Origin of the sequence: Simkania sp., assembly GCF_965215465.1 — a bacterium.
Taxonomy (GTDB): domain Bacteria; phylum Chlamydiota; class Chlamydiia; order Chlamydiales; family Simkaniaceae; genus Simkania.
In genome coordinates, this window is the sequence record NZ_OZ244056.1 from 1,640,411 (window position 1) to 1,656,132 (window position 15,722).

A 15,722-nucleotide genomic window follows, 5' to 3' on the forward strand; every position below is an offset into this window, starting at 1 on the left:
GTGAAAGTCAATTGCTATAACTCGCAGGACTCCCTAAAAATTCCTCCAGCACGCGTTCAACTTCTCGTTGAGTGCATGCTCGCTTTCAAAAAGGTTAAAACAGATGAGCTCTCCATTCACTTCGTGGATAAAAAGACCATCTCAGAGCTCCACCAGGAGTTCTTTCAAGACCCTACTCCAACTGATTGTATCACCTTTCCCGTGGACGCCCCGGATGAAGATCCGGGAGGACACCACGTCCTTGGAGAGGTTTTCGTTTGCCCAGAAGTGGCCATCGAATATGCCAAAGATCATAAACTCCTTCCTTACGACGAAGTTTCTATGTACATCATTCATGGCCTTTTGCACCTTCTCGGCTATGATGATCTATCTTTAGATGAAGAAAAGATAATGCGAGAAGAAGAGAAAAGGTGTATGAAGTATTTAAGAGAGCAAAATGCATTGATCGATGAAGCTTCTGAAAGTTAAGGCAACCGCTTTTTTTCTGCTGTTATGCACATTGAGTTGGAGCGTATCTCCGACTGAGTTCCAGCGAGCAGCGCTAAATGGAGACACCGAAGTCGTTCAGCAAGGACTCAAAGAAAAAAAGCTTGAATACATCCGCTATCTCGATAAAGATCACAATACCCCCCTCCATTTAGCTGCTTGTGCTAAGAAAGGAGGAGACAAAGCCGATATTATCTCTCTCCTTTTGAAATCTGGAGCCAACGCCAACGCCACAAACCGCTATTTTTCGACTCCTCTTATGATTGCCGTTAGTACAAATAATGTTGAAGGCGTCCGCGTCCTTTTGAAAGAACGAGGAATCCAAGTCAATGGCGTCAACTCTTCTAATCTCACCCCATTGATGGCGGCGATACGCATCCGGTCAAGCGAGATCATCAAGCTCATCCTGTCCCACCCCGACCTGAATCCAAATCAAGAAAACCCCGACGGACTCACAGCATTGCACCTCGCAGCGACATGGGGATGTGCCGAAGAAGCTGAACTTCTCTTAAAAGACCCTCGGACAAATCCTCATCCCAAGCAACCCCATGGAGATTTCATTGGGGCTATCCCTCTACACTATGCTGCAATGCAAGCCCGCACAGAAGTCGTTAAACTCCTCCTCGAGCAAAAAGGAACAAATGTCCATGCGACCATAGGCGAAGGACTGTATCAGGGGTTCACTCCTGTTCACTGCGCAGTCATGAACCCGAATGTTCCTGCAGTCTTTGAATGCCTCAAGCTCCTCTTCAAACATGGAGCCAAAGTGACAATCAAGTCCAAAAGTGGAAAGCTCCCATCAGACCTGACGAATGTGCGAGTGATCCAAGAGTTTCTCGCAGATCCGAACCCTGATTACGAACTGAAGCAAAATAATCCCGGCAGGTTTAATGATTTTTGAATCTTTCATCACCCCCCTGATTTTCCTCATTGGAATCAGCCTCGTCACGGGACTCACAAGAGCTCTGCAGCTTTTAGGCCGCATCCGCTTGAAACAAGAATTTAAACGCAAGCCCCACTTTTACTTTTTCTTCCTCATGGTAAAACGCCTTTTTCCAGCAGGAAAATGGGACAGCATCTTTTACCTTCTTAGTTTTACAAAATACCTCCTAAGAATTCTCTTTGCCACCACTTGCTTTTACTATGCCTACTTCCTTCTCTTTCCTAATGAAGTCGGAACTCACCCCTGGCACATCACCTTGGCGATTGTCATTGCAGCAGCCATTGCCCTCGTGCTGGAATTTATCATGCGCTACATCGCTAATATCAGCCCATTTGGAATGCTCCGATTGGCCACTCCAATCTCTACTTTTTTCCTCGTGCTTTTTTCTCCCATTACTCTCTTCTTCTTAAAAATTCATAAATGTCTTTTCTATAGAAACAAGATCGCTCCTGCAAAAAGTAAAGTGAAAGATAAAATCCTAGAGCTCGTTCAAGAATCGGAACTGAGTGCGCTACTCGAGCCTCTCGACAGGCGTCTCATCACATCCGTAGCCTCATTCCGAGATCGAATTGCCCGAGAAATCATGGTTCCCCGAGTTGACATTTTTTGCCTCTCAGTCGATCAAACAGTTCACGAAGCTGCTCAGAAGTTTCTATCAGAAGGGTACAGTCGGATCCCTGTTTACCGGGAAACAATGGATCACATCGTCGGAGTGATTCTCTATAAAGACGTGATGGAGTATTACTTTAATTGCATCGAGAAAAAAGAGACCTCACCTCTAGAAACTCCCCTTGAAAAGCTTCTGAAACCTGTCATTTATACCCCTGAAACTAAAAAAATCTCTCACCTTTTGCAAGAGATCCGAAGTCAACAAATTCACCTCGCGATTGTCGTTGATGAATATGGTGGAACAGAAGGAATTGTGACGATTGAAGACATTTTGGAAGAACTCGTCGGAGAAATTGCCGATGAGTATGATGTGGTCGATGAAGAAAAGCTTTACACACCCTATCCAGCAGGTGGATGGATTGTCGATGCAAAAATGACCATTATCGACATTGAAAAAGAGCTCGGAATCGTCATTCCTCAAAGCCCAGAGTACGATACACTAGGGGGCTTCGTTTTTCACCGAGCCGGAACCATCCCTTCTAAAGGATGGAAAATCCACAGCGATAATTTTGATTTAGAAATCTTGAGTTCCAGTGAACGAAGCCTTGAAAAAATCATTTTGATCCCTCCAGGCCAATAGCTTCCCCTCAACCGCAAAGAAACTTTTGTATTGCAACAGGTTACGATTTTTTCACTACAGAGATCACAGAGAGGATTTTTTAGCTCCACTCTGCGATATCTGTGTGTTCTGTGGCAAAATGATATACGCATCACTTAGCATTCATACGTTTTTTACCGCTCTTATCTTCTTTCTATGTGGTGAAAAGCTCCCGAGGGTATTATTTAGGTTTGAAAAAGAATCAAAAATTCGCTAAAATTACCTGATATCAAATTGTAAGGAGTCCCATGCGCCGTTCTATTAGTTATGCCGAACCTAAGGTCGCTCTTGCAGGTGAGACCAAAACTTGGAAGTTTATTTTTACACCTGGTGCTGATCTCCCTAAAGGAGCTCGCCTCAAATTTGACCTAAGCTCGAAAGGACGCAATTTTGACTGGGAAATTCCACAGACGAATCTCAAATCGAAAAAAAATCTCATTTGGCTAGAAGCATCAGGTAAAAAAGCTCTGGCAGCCAAAGAAGTGTTCATTCCGGAACATAGCCTGCCTCAATTCGAGTTTGTCCTACCTGGAGAAGTCAAAGCTGGAGATCCTATCACAATTTTTGTGGGTTCTCCTGAAGAGAGTACTGAAGGGAAAGGCAACCGCGCACAAACGAATACTCTACGTCGACGCCCTTTTTACCTTTATGTCGATCCAAAAGGAAAAGGAGAGTACAAAGAAACAGAAGTCTTCCATCTCGACGTGCGAGGAAGTGACCTTCACTCGATTCGGATCATCGCTCCTTCGATGGTGACCAAAAACCAACGTTTTGATGTCATCGTTCGCTTCGAAGATGAATTTGGAAACTTAACTGGTAAAGCTCCAGAGGGAACTCTTATCGAGTTCAGTTACGAAAAACTCAGAGAAAACATCAACTGGAAGCTCTTTGTTCCTGAAACAGGCTTCATCAACCTTCCTAACCTTTACTTTAATGAGCCCGGGATTTACCGCATTCAACTCAAAAATCTTGCAAACGATGAAATATTTTACTCAGCTCCCATCAAGTGTTTTTCTGAAAACCAAGGACAGCTTTTTTGGGGTCTTTTTCATGGGGAATCCCTTCTATGGGACGCAACCGAAAATATCGAATCTTGCCTGCGCTATCAGCGTGACGAAAAAGCGATTCAGTTTTTCTCGACTTCTTCTTTCGAAAGTGAAGATGAAACCTCGCCAGATAACTGGAAAGCTATCCATTCCCATATCGCAGAATTTAATGAAGACGAGCGGTTTACAACGTTTCTAGGATTCCAATGGGCTGGCTCAGAAGGCCTAAGACAAATTGTCTACCTTAAAGACAACAAACAACTCCTGCGAAAAAAAGAAAGTAAGGCTAACAACCTGAAAAAAATCTACAAAAGCCATACACAAAAAGATTTTATTTCTATCCCCTCCTTCACTATGGGGTCAACTACTCTCTTTGATTTTGAAAACTTCACACCCGAATATGAAAAAGTAGTTGAAATCTACAATGCCTGGGGATCTTCTGAATGTACAAAAGCCGAAGGAAACCTGCGCCCCATCACTTCGAAATCGAAAAATGGAATCAAAGAAAAAGCCGAAGGCTCTATTAGACGCGCCTTAAATCAAAACCACCGTTTTGGATTTATTGCAGGGGGGCTCGACGATAGAGGCGTCTACTCGAAGCTCTTTGAAACCGACCAAGCTCAATACTCTCCCGGACTTACCGGAATCATTGCAGCAACGCAAACTCGTGATGGCCTCATGCAAGCTATTGCTAAACGGTCTTGCTATGCAACAACTGGTCCTCGCATCATTGTCGGACTTCACGTTGCCGGAGAACCTATGGGTTCGATCTTAAACACAAAAGCCAAGCCTGGGCTCTACTACAACCGTCACATCACAGGTTTTATTGTAGGAACCGCACCAATCAAAGAGATCCTCATCATCCGTAATGGAAAAGAATACAAAAAGATGAATCCGAACGAAACTTGTTTCGATTTTATCATTGATGATGAAGAACCCCTAGATAAAACAACCCTAAAAGTTAAAGGGGATGCTCCCCCATTTACCTATTATTACATGCGCGTCTTACAAGAAGATGGGCACGTCGCTTGGAGTTCTCCCATTTGGGTTGATCTATCCCCTCCTGCAACGAGTGAAAAGAAGAAAAAAGCGTGAAAACCTTTCTCATCACCCTAGGTTTAGCGACATTGCTCATCATCTGTTGTGCAGTTGGCCTTGGAATCGGAAAACTTATCACTGGACGCTCTAAACTTTCGTGTAAACGATGTGGACAGCCAGAAAAGAAAGATGGTTGCTCGATCTGTTCAAAAACAGAAAAGAAAAAATAAGAATCAAATCACTCAGATCTTGTACTAGATTTTCACCACAGAGACCATCGAGTACACAGAGATATTTTTTTGGTCCGGTTTTCTGAGATAAGTAACTACAAAAGTCGGCTACTATTCTTCAGTTATTGTAGTGTATGGTTAGACCCTAATCCCCCTCTTCGTGATCTCTGTGGTAAACAAAATTCGTAGATTTTTGAAAGCACAATTTCTAAGTAAAAAAATACGTATTTGCAAAAGATTAAGTATAACTTTTGAGGATGATATCTCGAAAGATCGTGAAGTTATTGGGATTCCCCACAAGATAAGACTCAACAAAGAAACGGGGAGTCATCGACTCCCAAACCCTGAGCCGATAGTTCGCTGATTCCTCCCCTTCTGCTTTGATGACGAAGTTTTTCACGACATCTTGAAAGAATTCTCGTTGCAAATCAAAAACTTGCGTGAGATCTTCCGCAGTGAATTTCCCGCTTCTTATATTATCATGGTTGCAAGTCCCGATGAGATCTTCAGCAAGCGTCGCAAAGGGACCTTTGTTAATACGGTGAACATGCACAGGAACAATCAAGAGGTCATGAAAGGCTACAATTGTTTTAAGCACAACGAAGAAAAACTGCTGCACTAGCCCATCAATATCTTTGGCTCTCCTCAGAGCTTTCACTGAATCCCACAAGGAGAGCCCTTTTCTTCCCCCTTTAAGGCCCTCCCAAACAGGTGGTAGTACCTGAACTTGGCCACTCGACATTGAAACTTCTCTAACCATGAAATACCTTCTCTCTCACTCCTGAATCTTACAAAGGCATGCCTTCCATAGGAAGAGCTAAAAGCAGATTAATCAAACACCTCACTTAGAAAGTCTGCTACAGCTCTACGACATGCAGGTTCCCTCAGAACTCCTTTCATCTTATCACTAAATCCTAATGGGGACAGTATCGTTCCTATTTTGAAATCAAAATATGCCTTCCATTCATCGAAAAACTCGTCTTCTGCTTCCGAAGCATCTTTACTATAAAGAGAAACCTGATCCCTTAAGAATCTATTTTGATAATGATGGAATAGACGGGCTGCTGCAGGGGGATTTCCTTTGACTAAGAGGTCACAAGCACGGGTCAATTCATAATCTTGGTCACTTTGCAAGAGAGTTTCTAGTCGCCCTTTAAAGATGGATGGATCTGTTTCATAAGCTCTCCAACAAGCTTCTGCTTGAACTTCGGGACGTAATTTCACGAACATCTCGATTTGCATCTGAATAAATTGCTGGCGCATCTCAGGAAAGCAAGTAAATAGCTTGTCTTTGATTAGTCCCCACTCGCGTGAGCTGCTTACGCGAATGTACTCCACAAATTTAGGAAAATCTGGAGCAGATGAATAGCCAATAACTGGCTGAAAAATTTCAATCACTTTGGGCTCATCCCCCATTTTTCCTATTTCCTCAGCTAAGCTCCTGTCAATCTTTTCAAACGCGTGTGGATCAACCAAACCGATGAGCTTCCGTTTTTCTTCTGGGCTCAATAAATTGTAATAATCAGAAAATGCTTTCTGTATTAAGACATCTACATCTTGTTCACCGATCTTATCAGCATGAAAGTCTTCACAGCACCTTCGTGCCCTGCCAAAATCTTTAGCGCGTCAAAGTGGCGATACGATGGAGAATCTGGTTCAAAACACATCGCAGCATACTGCAAGGCATAATCAGGAAAATCAAAGAGAAACTCTCGGAACTTTTCAACCCACATCTCTTGATCAAGCGTCCTCTCTCTCGCGTGCAGTGCTCGGAAAAGCTGTTTTGGGAGTTCTGTTTCCATCTCTTCTCCCCAATCAAAATCTTCAAACACCTCTACATTAATGCCTTTAATCACGGCCTTATCTTGCTGATTAAAAAGCTCAATAAAGAGAGCTTCGGGGTCTTCTCCAGGCCAAACTGCAATGCTGTAAACAAGAAGATGAATACGACGTGAATGTGATCCTTTTGTAAATTCTTCCAGCAAATCAGCCTTCTGCTCTTCGAGACTTTTTGGTGGCACAGGTGGACTCTCACTTTTTCTCGGGGCCAAGATACCGATTTTTTCAAAAGGCCATCGAATGAGGGCAACGCAAAAAGAATACCCTCCCATCACCAAGTTGCAAAAATAAGAAACGGGTGAAAGGATTTTACTGAGCATTCCCTGAGAAGGCTCGGGACTTGGGGAAATGGAATCTTTTCGAGTGGGTGATTTCGATGGAGGAGGCTTAATATTGCCATCTTTGCCGGTTTGACTGCCATGCGGATGTTTTACAAATTCAGAAGACACTCTTGTCGCCATAACTTTACTCCTCTAAGAGTTGGATTGGGTGAAACTAAAAAGAAATTTTAATATTAAGATAAGATTAAGTAAATGAAAAAATTTCTTACATCACTCGTTGCATGAAAATTGCTCGTTTCCAAAGGTTAAACGACTTCAGTATCTTTCTCTTTAGGGAACCGCTGATCTAGAACTTTTTGAGCTGCGCCTTTGTACTCTGGGGTCAACAGAAGACCTTCCAGCTTTTTACAAAAGTCTCTGTAGTTAATGGGCTCTCTTGTTTCGAAGTTATACACCCTCTGCCATTCGTAATAAAATGTCAAATCTCCACCTTTGTCACCAACTTTGACATCACGGTATGCGTCAAATAGTTGCATCACTCCTTCGTAGTTGTCCCTAAAAAGAAGACTGTTGGCTTCTTTCCTTGCCTCTTGATTGTCACTTGTTGCCAACACTTCAAGTCTTATCTTAAAAATTGCCGGCTCCGATTCATAAGCCCAATGACACACTTCCATGCGGTTGCGCATTGGAAGGCTTAAAAATGCTTCATCAAGTTTTTGAAAATACGACTTGCGAATGGTTTCAAACTTTTCTAAAGTTCGAAATTTGAGGGATGCCCATTCATTAGGAGACCCTTTAACAAGAAAATTCAAGAATGCTTTAAATCTTTCTTGAAACTGTTCACCGGTATCTGGATAACCAGTCTGTTCAGAAAAAATCTCATCCATACCAGGCTGATGACATTCCTCGACAATCGAATCTACCAATTTTTCTTCTGCACTTTTAAGTTCACTAGAACCAACAAACATTAAGAGTTTTTCTTTTTCTTCCTGAGTGAGCATTCCATAGTAAGTAGAAAAGGCATCAGAAAAAGCCTCTCTTACCCCCTTCTCATCAATCGTTTTGACATGAAAGTCCTCAGCTCGCCCATCATGATAGGCTGCAAGTCGCTCTAGAGCTTGAAATTTGCTCCAAGAAGGCGCGTCATGCTCGAAGCTCGTTGCAACATACGTTAAGAGATAGTCTGGAAACTCGAGTAAAAATGCATGAACATCTTCAATCAGCTTTTCTTCTGAAAAAGATCTGTCCTCTTTCTTTTTGCTAAAAACCCGAAACAAAAGCTCGGGCATTTCGGCTTTTGTCGTTTCAAGGTCCTTGCCCAAACCCCTCATCAGTCTCTTGGCCAATGCAACTATCACTCCCTCATCTTGCTTATTGAATAGTTCGATAAAAAAACTTTCTGCGGTTGGATCTTCCCAAACAGCGAGGTTGAAAATAAGAAGTTTAAACCGCTCAGCATGGGTAGCATTGGTAAACGTGGTTCTCATTCCTTCTTTTTTCTCTTCCATGCTCTGAGCAGGCTTTTCTTCTTCTATCTCTTCAGTAGGAGATAAAAAACCCATCGCTTCAAAGGGGAAGCGTATGATCGACCAAATGTACCAGACTCCGCTCATGACATAATCGAAAACAGTGGATACAACTGAAGAAAGTGTACTGCTGATTCCACCCCCAGAGTTGGCTTCTTGATGAGGAGAAAGTGTGTCTTCGCTATGAGGAGACTTGGGAGGAGGAGGTTTACCAATACCTCCTGAATCATGATGACTCACCCTTTCTGAACTACTAACTCTAGGAACTTCAGACATCTCAATCCTCCTCGCGATAAATTTAAGAAGGGATTTTAAAGTTAAGATAAGATTAAGTAAACCTCTAAGATAAAAAAAAAGCTGTAGGAAGACTTCCTACAGCTTTAGCTTCATACTAGACTAACACTTTCTTAGACTGTTAAGTAAGAACGCATTCCTGCGGTTAGCCATGTTAAGTCTGTTTCTTTATATGTCTTTGTATTGGCAACATCGAAGTGTGTTAAAAACACATGGCGATAAGCTTCTTCTTTCGCCTGAGCTTTTTCAACTTCAGTCAACTCTATTGGAGCTGAAGCCCAAAGCTTCGATACACCGCGAGCATCATATTCATTTTGACGTTTCTTAGCTATTTGATCTGGATGCAATTCAGAAGTTTTTGCCGCTTTATCTAACGTTTCAACATCTTCCATTGAAGCTGCGAATTTCTCTGCAATATGAATGACAAGTTTCGCAAAGTCTTGTTTTGCAGAATTCGCCATTTTGACAACCATTTCCCTTGGGAAGTTTGCATTCTCAAGCTTCAGTGATCCGAGGAGCAAGAAAGAATTGAGTTTTTTAGGAAACTCTAAACTCTCAGATTGCATTTCCTCTGTAAACTGATCTGTATAAACACTATCGAGCGCTTCATTCATCCTAGCTTGGAAAACCTTAAAGTCGCTGTCATCTCTACTTGGAATTTCTTCTGCAACCTTTAGCACAAGAGCTTTCAAGTCGGCATCCTTGGGTAGCTCAGCCGGAATAAACCTAATCGCTTCTTCCGACTTCTCAGAATCCCTTGCGTCTATTGTTACAAAAGCTTCAATAAGAGCTGGACCGACAGCTTCGTTCCCTTTAGCATCAAGAAAAGCTGAAATCATCTCTTTGCAATTGCTCTTATGCAATCGTGTCATCGCGCGATCAAAAAAGTGGAGTCGATGCGAAAGAAGTTCCTCTGAGGTAAATCCTTTCCTTAAATCTTCACTTTCGAGGCTCTGCAGAGCATTTAGAATGATCGTCACATCAAACTTTTTCTCATTCTTCATCCACGCAAGCACAAATGGAGCGGGATCAAAGTCCACTTTGTCCCATTTTGCATCAGCTGAAGCAGCTGCAAAAAGGCCGACTTGGTGTCCTGTAGACTTTTCATCTTTTCGAATCATCTGCATCGATAACATCTTCATCAACTTTGGGTTAGAAGTATCGAGTACAGTTAAGAATCTTCTCAAAATGAAGTTGAGCTCTTCGGGAGAAATTGTAGCAGGAACTTTCTTGCTTTCCTTGATTAATTCATCAACATAAACAGCGTACTGGTAAACGCAGTCAACAAGAGGCAAATCCTTACTTGCTTTAACAGCATCTTCAACCTTGATGCAATTAAGAGCTTGTTGAACGAGCGCTGGGCTAAACTTATCTTCTTTTTCGACCCATTCTTTCGCAGAGGCTTCAACAGTTTTTCCGTCTTTTGTATTCACATCTTCTGTCAATTCAGCTAAATACCCTGCAAGCCTTTTAAATCCACTTGGATTTAAATCTGCATAAAGACGTGTAATTTGTTGAGCGGAACTCACTTCTAACTTGTTATTTTTAGCCATTGTGACCTGAAAGACGAGAATCGTTAACTGATCTTCGGCATTCACATGCTTCATTCGATAAGCATCGAGCCCTAAATAAAAGTCTCCGATTGAGATTGTGTCGTCTTTAAGACACATGAGAACGTATGCTCCAGGAGTCAGAGTGATAGAGTCCTTGTCTGCCTTTGTGACTCTAATGACTTCATTTGCAATTTCTTCAAAATCGTCTTTTTGAACCTCAGCAAAAACTGAAATGATTTCCTTAGCGTACTTGAGATCGCCTTTGTTTCTCACCGCAAGACGGACACTTGATTCAAGTTCGCTAAATCTTGTTTCCAAATCCGCATCTTTATCTCTAATTTTCTCTAGGCTCTTGGCATGATCTTCAGGCTTAGTTCGGGCTAAGTCATGATTCAAGAAAGGGTAAAATAAAACATAGGCAATCGTCTTAATGACAAATTGCGCACCATTGAGGACATTTAAAACAAAACTTGAAAATGACGATTTGACTGTTTCAGCTGCAGAATAAAGTGTATCCACTCCAGGAATATGACTACCACTTGGCTTATCTTTTCGTGGATCTGCAGGAGGATTCGATCCGCTTACATGACTTGGACGGACTGGGGGAACTCCGGACATAACTTCTCCTCATTGGCTATTGTTTAATTTAGACGGGCAAAATTATAACAACTGATTGTTTAAATGCAAATAAAATCCTATAATACTTAAAAATTTACGAAAAAAATCATACAAAAAATTTGACTTACAGCTTTCTTGATTTCAAAAGCAAAAAATCCTAATCTTTCTTTAAAAAAATTGGTTTAGTTATGCAGAAAGTTTTACTTGGTTCAAGATCACCCAGAAGACAAGAAATTCTTCGCTATTTCCGCATCCCTTTTGAAATTGAATCTCCAGAGTTTGACGAAGCCTCAATCTCTTATGAAAGAAACCCCAAGCAGTATGTGACAGCTATTGCCGAAGGGAAGGGACAATCTCTCCAAGCACAGTATCCAGAGCATGTCATCATCACTGCAGACACAATCGTGCTGCATCAAGATCGCCCACTGCTCAAACCTACCGATGAAAAAGATGCGATGAGTATGCTCAAAAACCTTTCAGGTCAAACGCATCACGTTTACACCGCTGTTTCAGTTCGTTATAAAGATCAAGTCCACACAGATGTTGGGAAAACAGGAGTGGCGTTTAATCATTTGACGGATAAACAAATCGAAAGGTATCTTCAATCAGCACATGGAATTGATAAAGCTGGGAGTTATGGCGGCCAGGAAATCGGAAGCCTCTTGATTGATTCGATTGACGGAAGTTTCTATAATTTGATCGGACTACCAGTAAACATTCTCAACCGCCTTCTCAATCAAGTAGGAATTGATTTATGGGACTACGTCGATGGCTAACCATTTTTCTTTTGAGTCTCTCAATCGTTGCTCAAGCCAACCAAAGCTACTCGAAGCATCAAGTCCTCTATCTGATGCAAGCAGGTCATGTTTCGAAAGGAATCCAGCTGTATCAAAAGCTCAAAGAAGACAACCTCAAACATGATTTTCCCATTTTAGAACAAATGGGATACATCCTCTTGAATCAAGGCGCCAAAAGCGGCGATGAAGAATGCCAACTCCTCAGCATGTATGGAGCGGGCATGGCGGGAACTCTAGAAAGCATGGACATTTACCAAATGGGAATGGAGAGTCCAAATCCCATGACACAAATGGCAACGATCCATTTCTTGACTGAAATACAAGACGACCGTGCAGAAGAACTCCTGTTAAAAGCTTTTTCTTCTCCCTACCTTTTAATCCGCCTTGAAGCTGCATATGCACTGGCAATTCGAAAGTCTCTGAGTGCTACGGGACTGATTGACTCCTTGATGCAACGTCTTCCCCCCCCGATGTACGTTTATTTTCCTGACCTTTTTGCCATGATCGGAACTGCTGATGCTATGGGGGTTCTCCAACGCCTCATGGGAAATCGTATTTTAAACGTCCGTCTCGCTTCTTTCCTCGCTGCGGCAAAATTTAGGCGAGATGATTTTATTGGGGACATCCGCACAAGTCTGACCCATTCAGATGAAGCAGAGCTTGAAACATGCGCAGCAGCAGTCGGGTTTCTTCAAGATTCTCATTCTATCCCGGCTTTGAAAAAGCTCTCAGAATCTAAATCGCCAAATGTCAAGCTCGCAGCGTGTCGTTCCTTAATTCTTCTGGGAGAGCAAAAATATCAAGACAAAATCATGGAAAGTGCTGCAAGCAAAAACCCTCTTGCCATCAACCTTCTCACTAACCTCCCGAACACTGAGTCTCTTCTTGCCAAGCTCGCATGCGACTATAACTTCCACACAAGAGTCAATGCAGCCCTTGCTCTCCTTAAAAAACGGGACACACGCGCAGTTCCTACTCTAATGAGACTTTTGATTCATGATGAAAAAGACTTAGGTCTAGAGCCCATGACTTCCTTGGGACACTCCCTCACAGCATGGAAGGTGATCCCCTCATGTACCCAATATGCAAAAAAAACAGAAAGAGATATTCCCTCGATCACCTTGGCTGTACGAGAGCAAATTCTTCAAGATGCTCTTGAACTTCCTGAAGAGTCTTTTTTAGCCATTGCTGAAAAAGTCTTCGATGAAAAGCAAAATGATCTCATTCCCCTCTTGATCCATCTTTTAGAAAACTTGAAAACAGAAAAAGCGATTCAACTGCTACAGCGGGAATCAAGGCGCGCGGGAGCACCTTTTATCCGTACTTACTGCCACCTTGCACTTTATCGCTTGAGAATTGAAGGCCCTCACCGAGAAACGTTGTTCAAGTGGATTGAAGAAAAAAAAGATCACGAAATGATCCATTTTCGCCCCATGCTCCCTTGGACAGAAAAAAATGTCACAAGTCAGTTTCAGCTCACCCCAGAAGAAACTTCCCGTCTCCTCATCGAGGCCTATGTTACCTTAGCTGATCAGCATGATCCCGAAGGAATCGACATTCTCCTAAGCGCAATTCTCGAAGGAAATGAAAAAAATCGCTACGCTTTAGCAGGGCTTCTTTTGAAGTCAATTCAATAACCTGGTATCTTGCTTCTCATGAATCTCATGCGTGCGTTTTTTCTTGCCACCTCTTTCCTACTCTTTGGAACTGTCTTTGCAACAGATACCACGCAATTCACTGTGAACCTCAAAAACCCTATTTACAAAGATGGGGTGATTTCGACAGATCAAGGAGGTGTGATCACTTCCCCCGAACTGCGGATTCAAGCGCGTCACATTGTTTACATCAATAAAGTCGAAAAGGGAAAGCCCATTCACCAAGTCATTGCAGAAGGCGATCTGATGCTCGATAACTTAGGCCGCATTTACGTCGGGCGTCGCTTGGAATACGATTTCATCACAAAAACGGGGATTGTTTATGAAGGAGCCACCGCTGTTGATTTATGGTTTTTAGGTGGTGAAAAAATTCGCCTCAATCCCGACCGTAGCTATTACCTCTACAATGCCTTCATCACCACAAGCGAGAGTAAAAAAGCTGACTGGAAAATCCAGTCAAGAGAGCTTGAGATCGACCGAAAAAGCCAACTCACGGCAAAAAATGTGACCTTCCGTTTTTGGGACACCCCGATCCTTTGGGTTCCCGCCTTTAAGAGCAACCTGATCAAACCTCTAACCGAAACACCTGTTCGCTATAAAGTCGAGTGGGATAAAGGGCTTTGGCCCAAACTGAGTATGCGCTACCGCATTTTCTCCTGGGAGAACCTCGATCTTTTTTTCCGTCTCAATGTCCGCCCTTCCAAAGGAGTTGGTGGAGCGATTGAAACCAACTACCGTTCACCGGATAAAAGAAAAAGATTACAAACAAAGAGTTATGCAGATCACGATGCATTTTACCGCGACAGAGATTCAGACAAAGCCCGTTTTCACTACCGCCTCCAAGGCCTTTATGAGGCGCGAAGCGAAGACAACCGCTCTCAAATCCACTTAACTTACGACAAGCTCAGCGACCGGAACATGCAAGTCGATTTTCCTACACCAGACTTCGAAGTTTCGACTGTCAAAGAGACTTTCTTGAAAATTCGAAATTACCAAGACTGGATGATTTTAGGAATCAATGCCCGGCCAAGAATTAACTCCTTCCAAGGACTCAAACAGGAGTTGCCTGAATCATTTTGGACACCTCACCCTTTTACAATTGGGCCAACAGGGATCATTTCAGAAAACCGCTTGCGTGTCTCCTATCTCGACTATGTCTCGGCAAACGATATCGAAAGCGCCGTTCCCGATTTTCATTCTGCCCGCATCGCATCGCACAATGAACTCTACCGCCCTTTTTCATATAAGGGCTTCAATATCACCCCACTTGTAGGTTTCACAGGGATTTTCTACAACGAAAGCCGTGATGGAGGTGCTGTGGGCCAAGCTGTTCTCAACTATGAGATGTTTATCGACCTCACCTTGCGTCGCCACTATCAAACGCTGCGCCACGTCTTGCAACCCTACATCCATTATAAAGGGCTCACCCATCCAACTATTTCCCCGGATAGACCTTATATTTTCGATATCGACGATGGATTCAACCGCCTCTACCAATTACAAACAGGAGTGCGTAACTATTTTTACCTGAAAAAATTTCCCCTCTTTGAACCCAACTTTATTGCCGACATTTATCTCTATGCTTTCTTTGCTGACCGGACCTTCAAAAAAACTATCCCCAAGGTTCAGGGGCACTTCACTTGGAATTTCAGAGCAGCCAAGGTCACAAGTCAAATTGGGTGGAATGTCGAAGAACAAGTCTTCGACTTTGCCAATGTCGGACTCGCCTGGACCATCAATGAAAACTTTGCGTTCAAAACGGAGTTCCGTCATCGCAGCCGGTTTGAGTGGCGTAAAAACGAGTTCAATAACTACATCATGGAAGTCACACGCGGCATCCCAGAGCTCCTTCGCTCCCCTCTTTCAGATGGACGCAACACCCTCCTCACCCGCCTTCAAATGAAAATCGCCCCGCAGTGGACTGCACGCTTTGAGTCTCATATCGGCTGGGGACGCGGGGGAGAACCTAACTATAACGAGGCAAAAGTGGAGTTGATCACACTCATTAGCACAAGCTGGAAGCTTCGACTCATCTTCACTCACTCTCCAGCACCAAAGAGGAAAAACGACCGGTTTTCGTTCGCCTTTTCACTCGTTAGAAAGTAGTCTAAAGTTAGATAGTGTCGTCACAAGATGGGCAATAAAGGAG

The 15,722-nt window shown here is 42.9% G+C and carries 13 protein-coding genes; 8 read left to right on the top strand and 5 right to left on the bottom strand.

Annotated features, from left to right (window positions below):
* The 5 genes from ybeY (at position 1) to ACOOFG_RS07665 (ending at position 5,010) form a co-directional block, all read left to right on the top strand.
* Entirely contained in the window at positions 1 to 468 is a 468-nt protein-coding gene (gene ybeY / locus ACOOFG_RS07645; RefSeq protein WP_420420887.1) for an rRNA maturation RNase YbeY, read from the top strand.
* Positions 449 to 1,387: an ankyrin repeat domain-containing protein gene (locus ACOOFG_RS07650; RefSeq protein WP_420420888.1), complete on the top strand. Its 939-nt coding sequence runs from the start codon at positions 449 to 451 to the stop codon at positions 1,385 to 1,387. The genes ybeY and ACOOFG_RS07650 overlap by 20 nt, the downstream gene beginning before the upstream one ends.
* Positions 1,377 to 2,678 carry a hemolysin family protein gene (locus tag ACOOFG_RS07655; protein ID WP_420420889.1) on the top strand — a complete coding sequence of 434 codons (1,302 nt, stop codon included), beginning with the start codon at positions 1,377 to 1,379 and terminating at the stop codon, positions 2,676 to 2,678. Before ACOOFG_RS07650 ends, ACOOFG_RS07655 begins: the two co-directional genes overlap by 11 nt.
* A 266-nt stretch (positions 2,679 to 2,944) precedes the next feature.
* Positions 2,945 to 4,837 (top strand): DUF3604 domain-containing protein, encoded by a 1,893-nt coding sequence (locus ACOOFG_RS07660; protein ID WP_420420890.1) that lies wholly within the window; start codon positions 2,945 to 2,947, stop codon positions 4,835 to 4,837.
* Entirely contained in the window at positions 4,834 to 5,010 is a 177-nt protein-coding gene (locus ACOOFG_RS07665) for a hypothetical protein (RefSeq protein ID WP_420420891.1), read from the top strand. Before ACOOFG_RS07660 ends, ACOOFG_RS07665 begins: the two co-directional genes overlap by 4 nt.
* A gap of 238 nt (positions 5,011 to 5,248) precedes the next feature.
* Here the strand turns inward: ACOOFG_RS07665 and ACOOFG_RS07670 are convergent, their stop codons facing one another.
* From ACOOFG_RS07670 to ACOOFG_RS07690, 5 genes are all read right to left on the bottom strand, one after another.
* On the bottom strand, positions 5,249 to 5,770 hold the full coding sequence (locus ACOOFG_RS07670) for a hypothetical protein (protein ID WP_420420892.1): 522 nt from the start codon (positions 5,768 to 5,770) through the stop codon (positions 5,249 to 5,251).
* Between the two features lie 68 nt (positions 5,771 to 5,838).
* Positions 5,839 to 6,519 carry a hypothetical protein gene (locus tag ACOOFG_RS07675; RefSeq protein WP_420420893.1) on the bottom strand — a complete coding sequence of 227 codons (681 nt, stop codon included), beginning with the start codon at positions 6,517 to 6,519 and terminating at the stop codon, positions 5,839 to 5,841.
* 41 nt (positions 6,520 to 6,560) lie between these two features.
* Positions 6,561 to 7,310, bottom strand: coding sequence for a hypothetical protein (locus tag ACOOFG_RS07680; protein ID WP_420420894.1), 750 nt, complete (start codon positions 7,308 to 7,310; stop codon positions 6,561 to 6,563).
* 125 nt (positions 7,311 to 7,435) lie between these two features.
* Positions 7,436 to 8,932 (bottom strand): hypothetical protein, encoded by a 1,497-nt coding sequence (locus tag ACOOFG_RS07685; RefSeq protein WP_420420895.1) that lies wholly within the window; start codon positions 8,930 to 8,932, stop codon positions 7,436 to 7,438.
* A 131-nt stretch (positions 8,933 to 9,063) separates the two neighbouring features.
* Positions 9,064 to 11,121 (bottom strand): hypothetical protein, encoded by a 2,058-nt coding sequence (locus tag ACOOFG_RS07690; protein WP_420420896.1) that lies wholly within the window; start codon positions 11,119 to 11,121, stop codon positions 9,064 to 9,066.
* Positions 11,122 to 11,309: 188 nt separating this feature from the next.
* Here ACOOFG_RS07690 and ACOOFG_RS07695 point away from each other — a divergent pair, with 188 nt between their 5' ends.
* Genes ACOOFG_RS07695 through ACOOFG_RS07705 form a run of 3 tightly spaced genes read left to right on the top strand, consistent with a single transcriptional unit; the run spans position 11,310 to position 15,679 of the window.
* A complete protein-coding gene (locus ACOOFG_RS07695; RefSeq protein WP_420420897.1) occupies positions 11,310 to 11,897 on the top strand; it encodes a Maf family protein in 588 nt (195 codons plus the stop codon).
* Positions 11,876 to 13,555 (top strand): HEAT repeat domain-containing protein, encoded by a 1,680-nt coding sequence (locus tag ACOOFG_RS07700; RefSeq protein ID WP_420420898.1) that lies wholly within the window; start codon positions 11,876 to 11,878, stop codon positions 13,553 to 13,555. The genes ACOOFG_RS07695 and ACOOFG_RS07700 overlap by 22 nt, the downstream gene beginning before the upstream one ends.
* 18 nt (positions 13,556 to 13,573) lie before the next feature.
* The gene (locus tag ACOOFG_RS07705; protein WP_420420899.1) at positions 13,574 to 15,679 is read left to right on the top strand and encodes a hypothetical protein; all 2,106 of its coding nucleotides are present in this window, start codon (positions 13,574 to 13,576) and stop codon (positions 15,677 to 15,679) included.
* Positions 15,680 to 15,722: the final 43 nt, after the last annotated feature.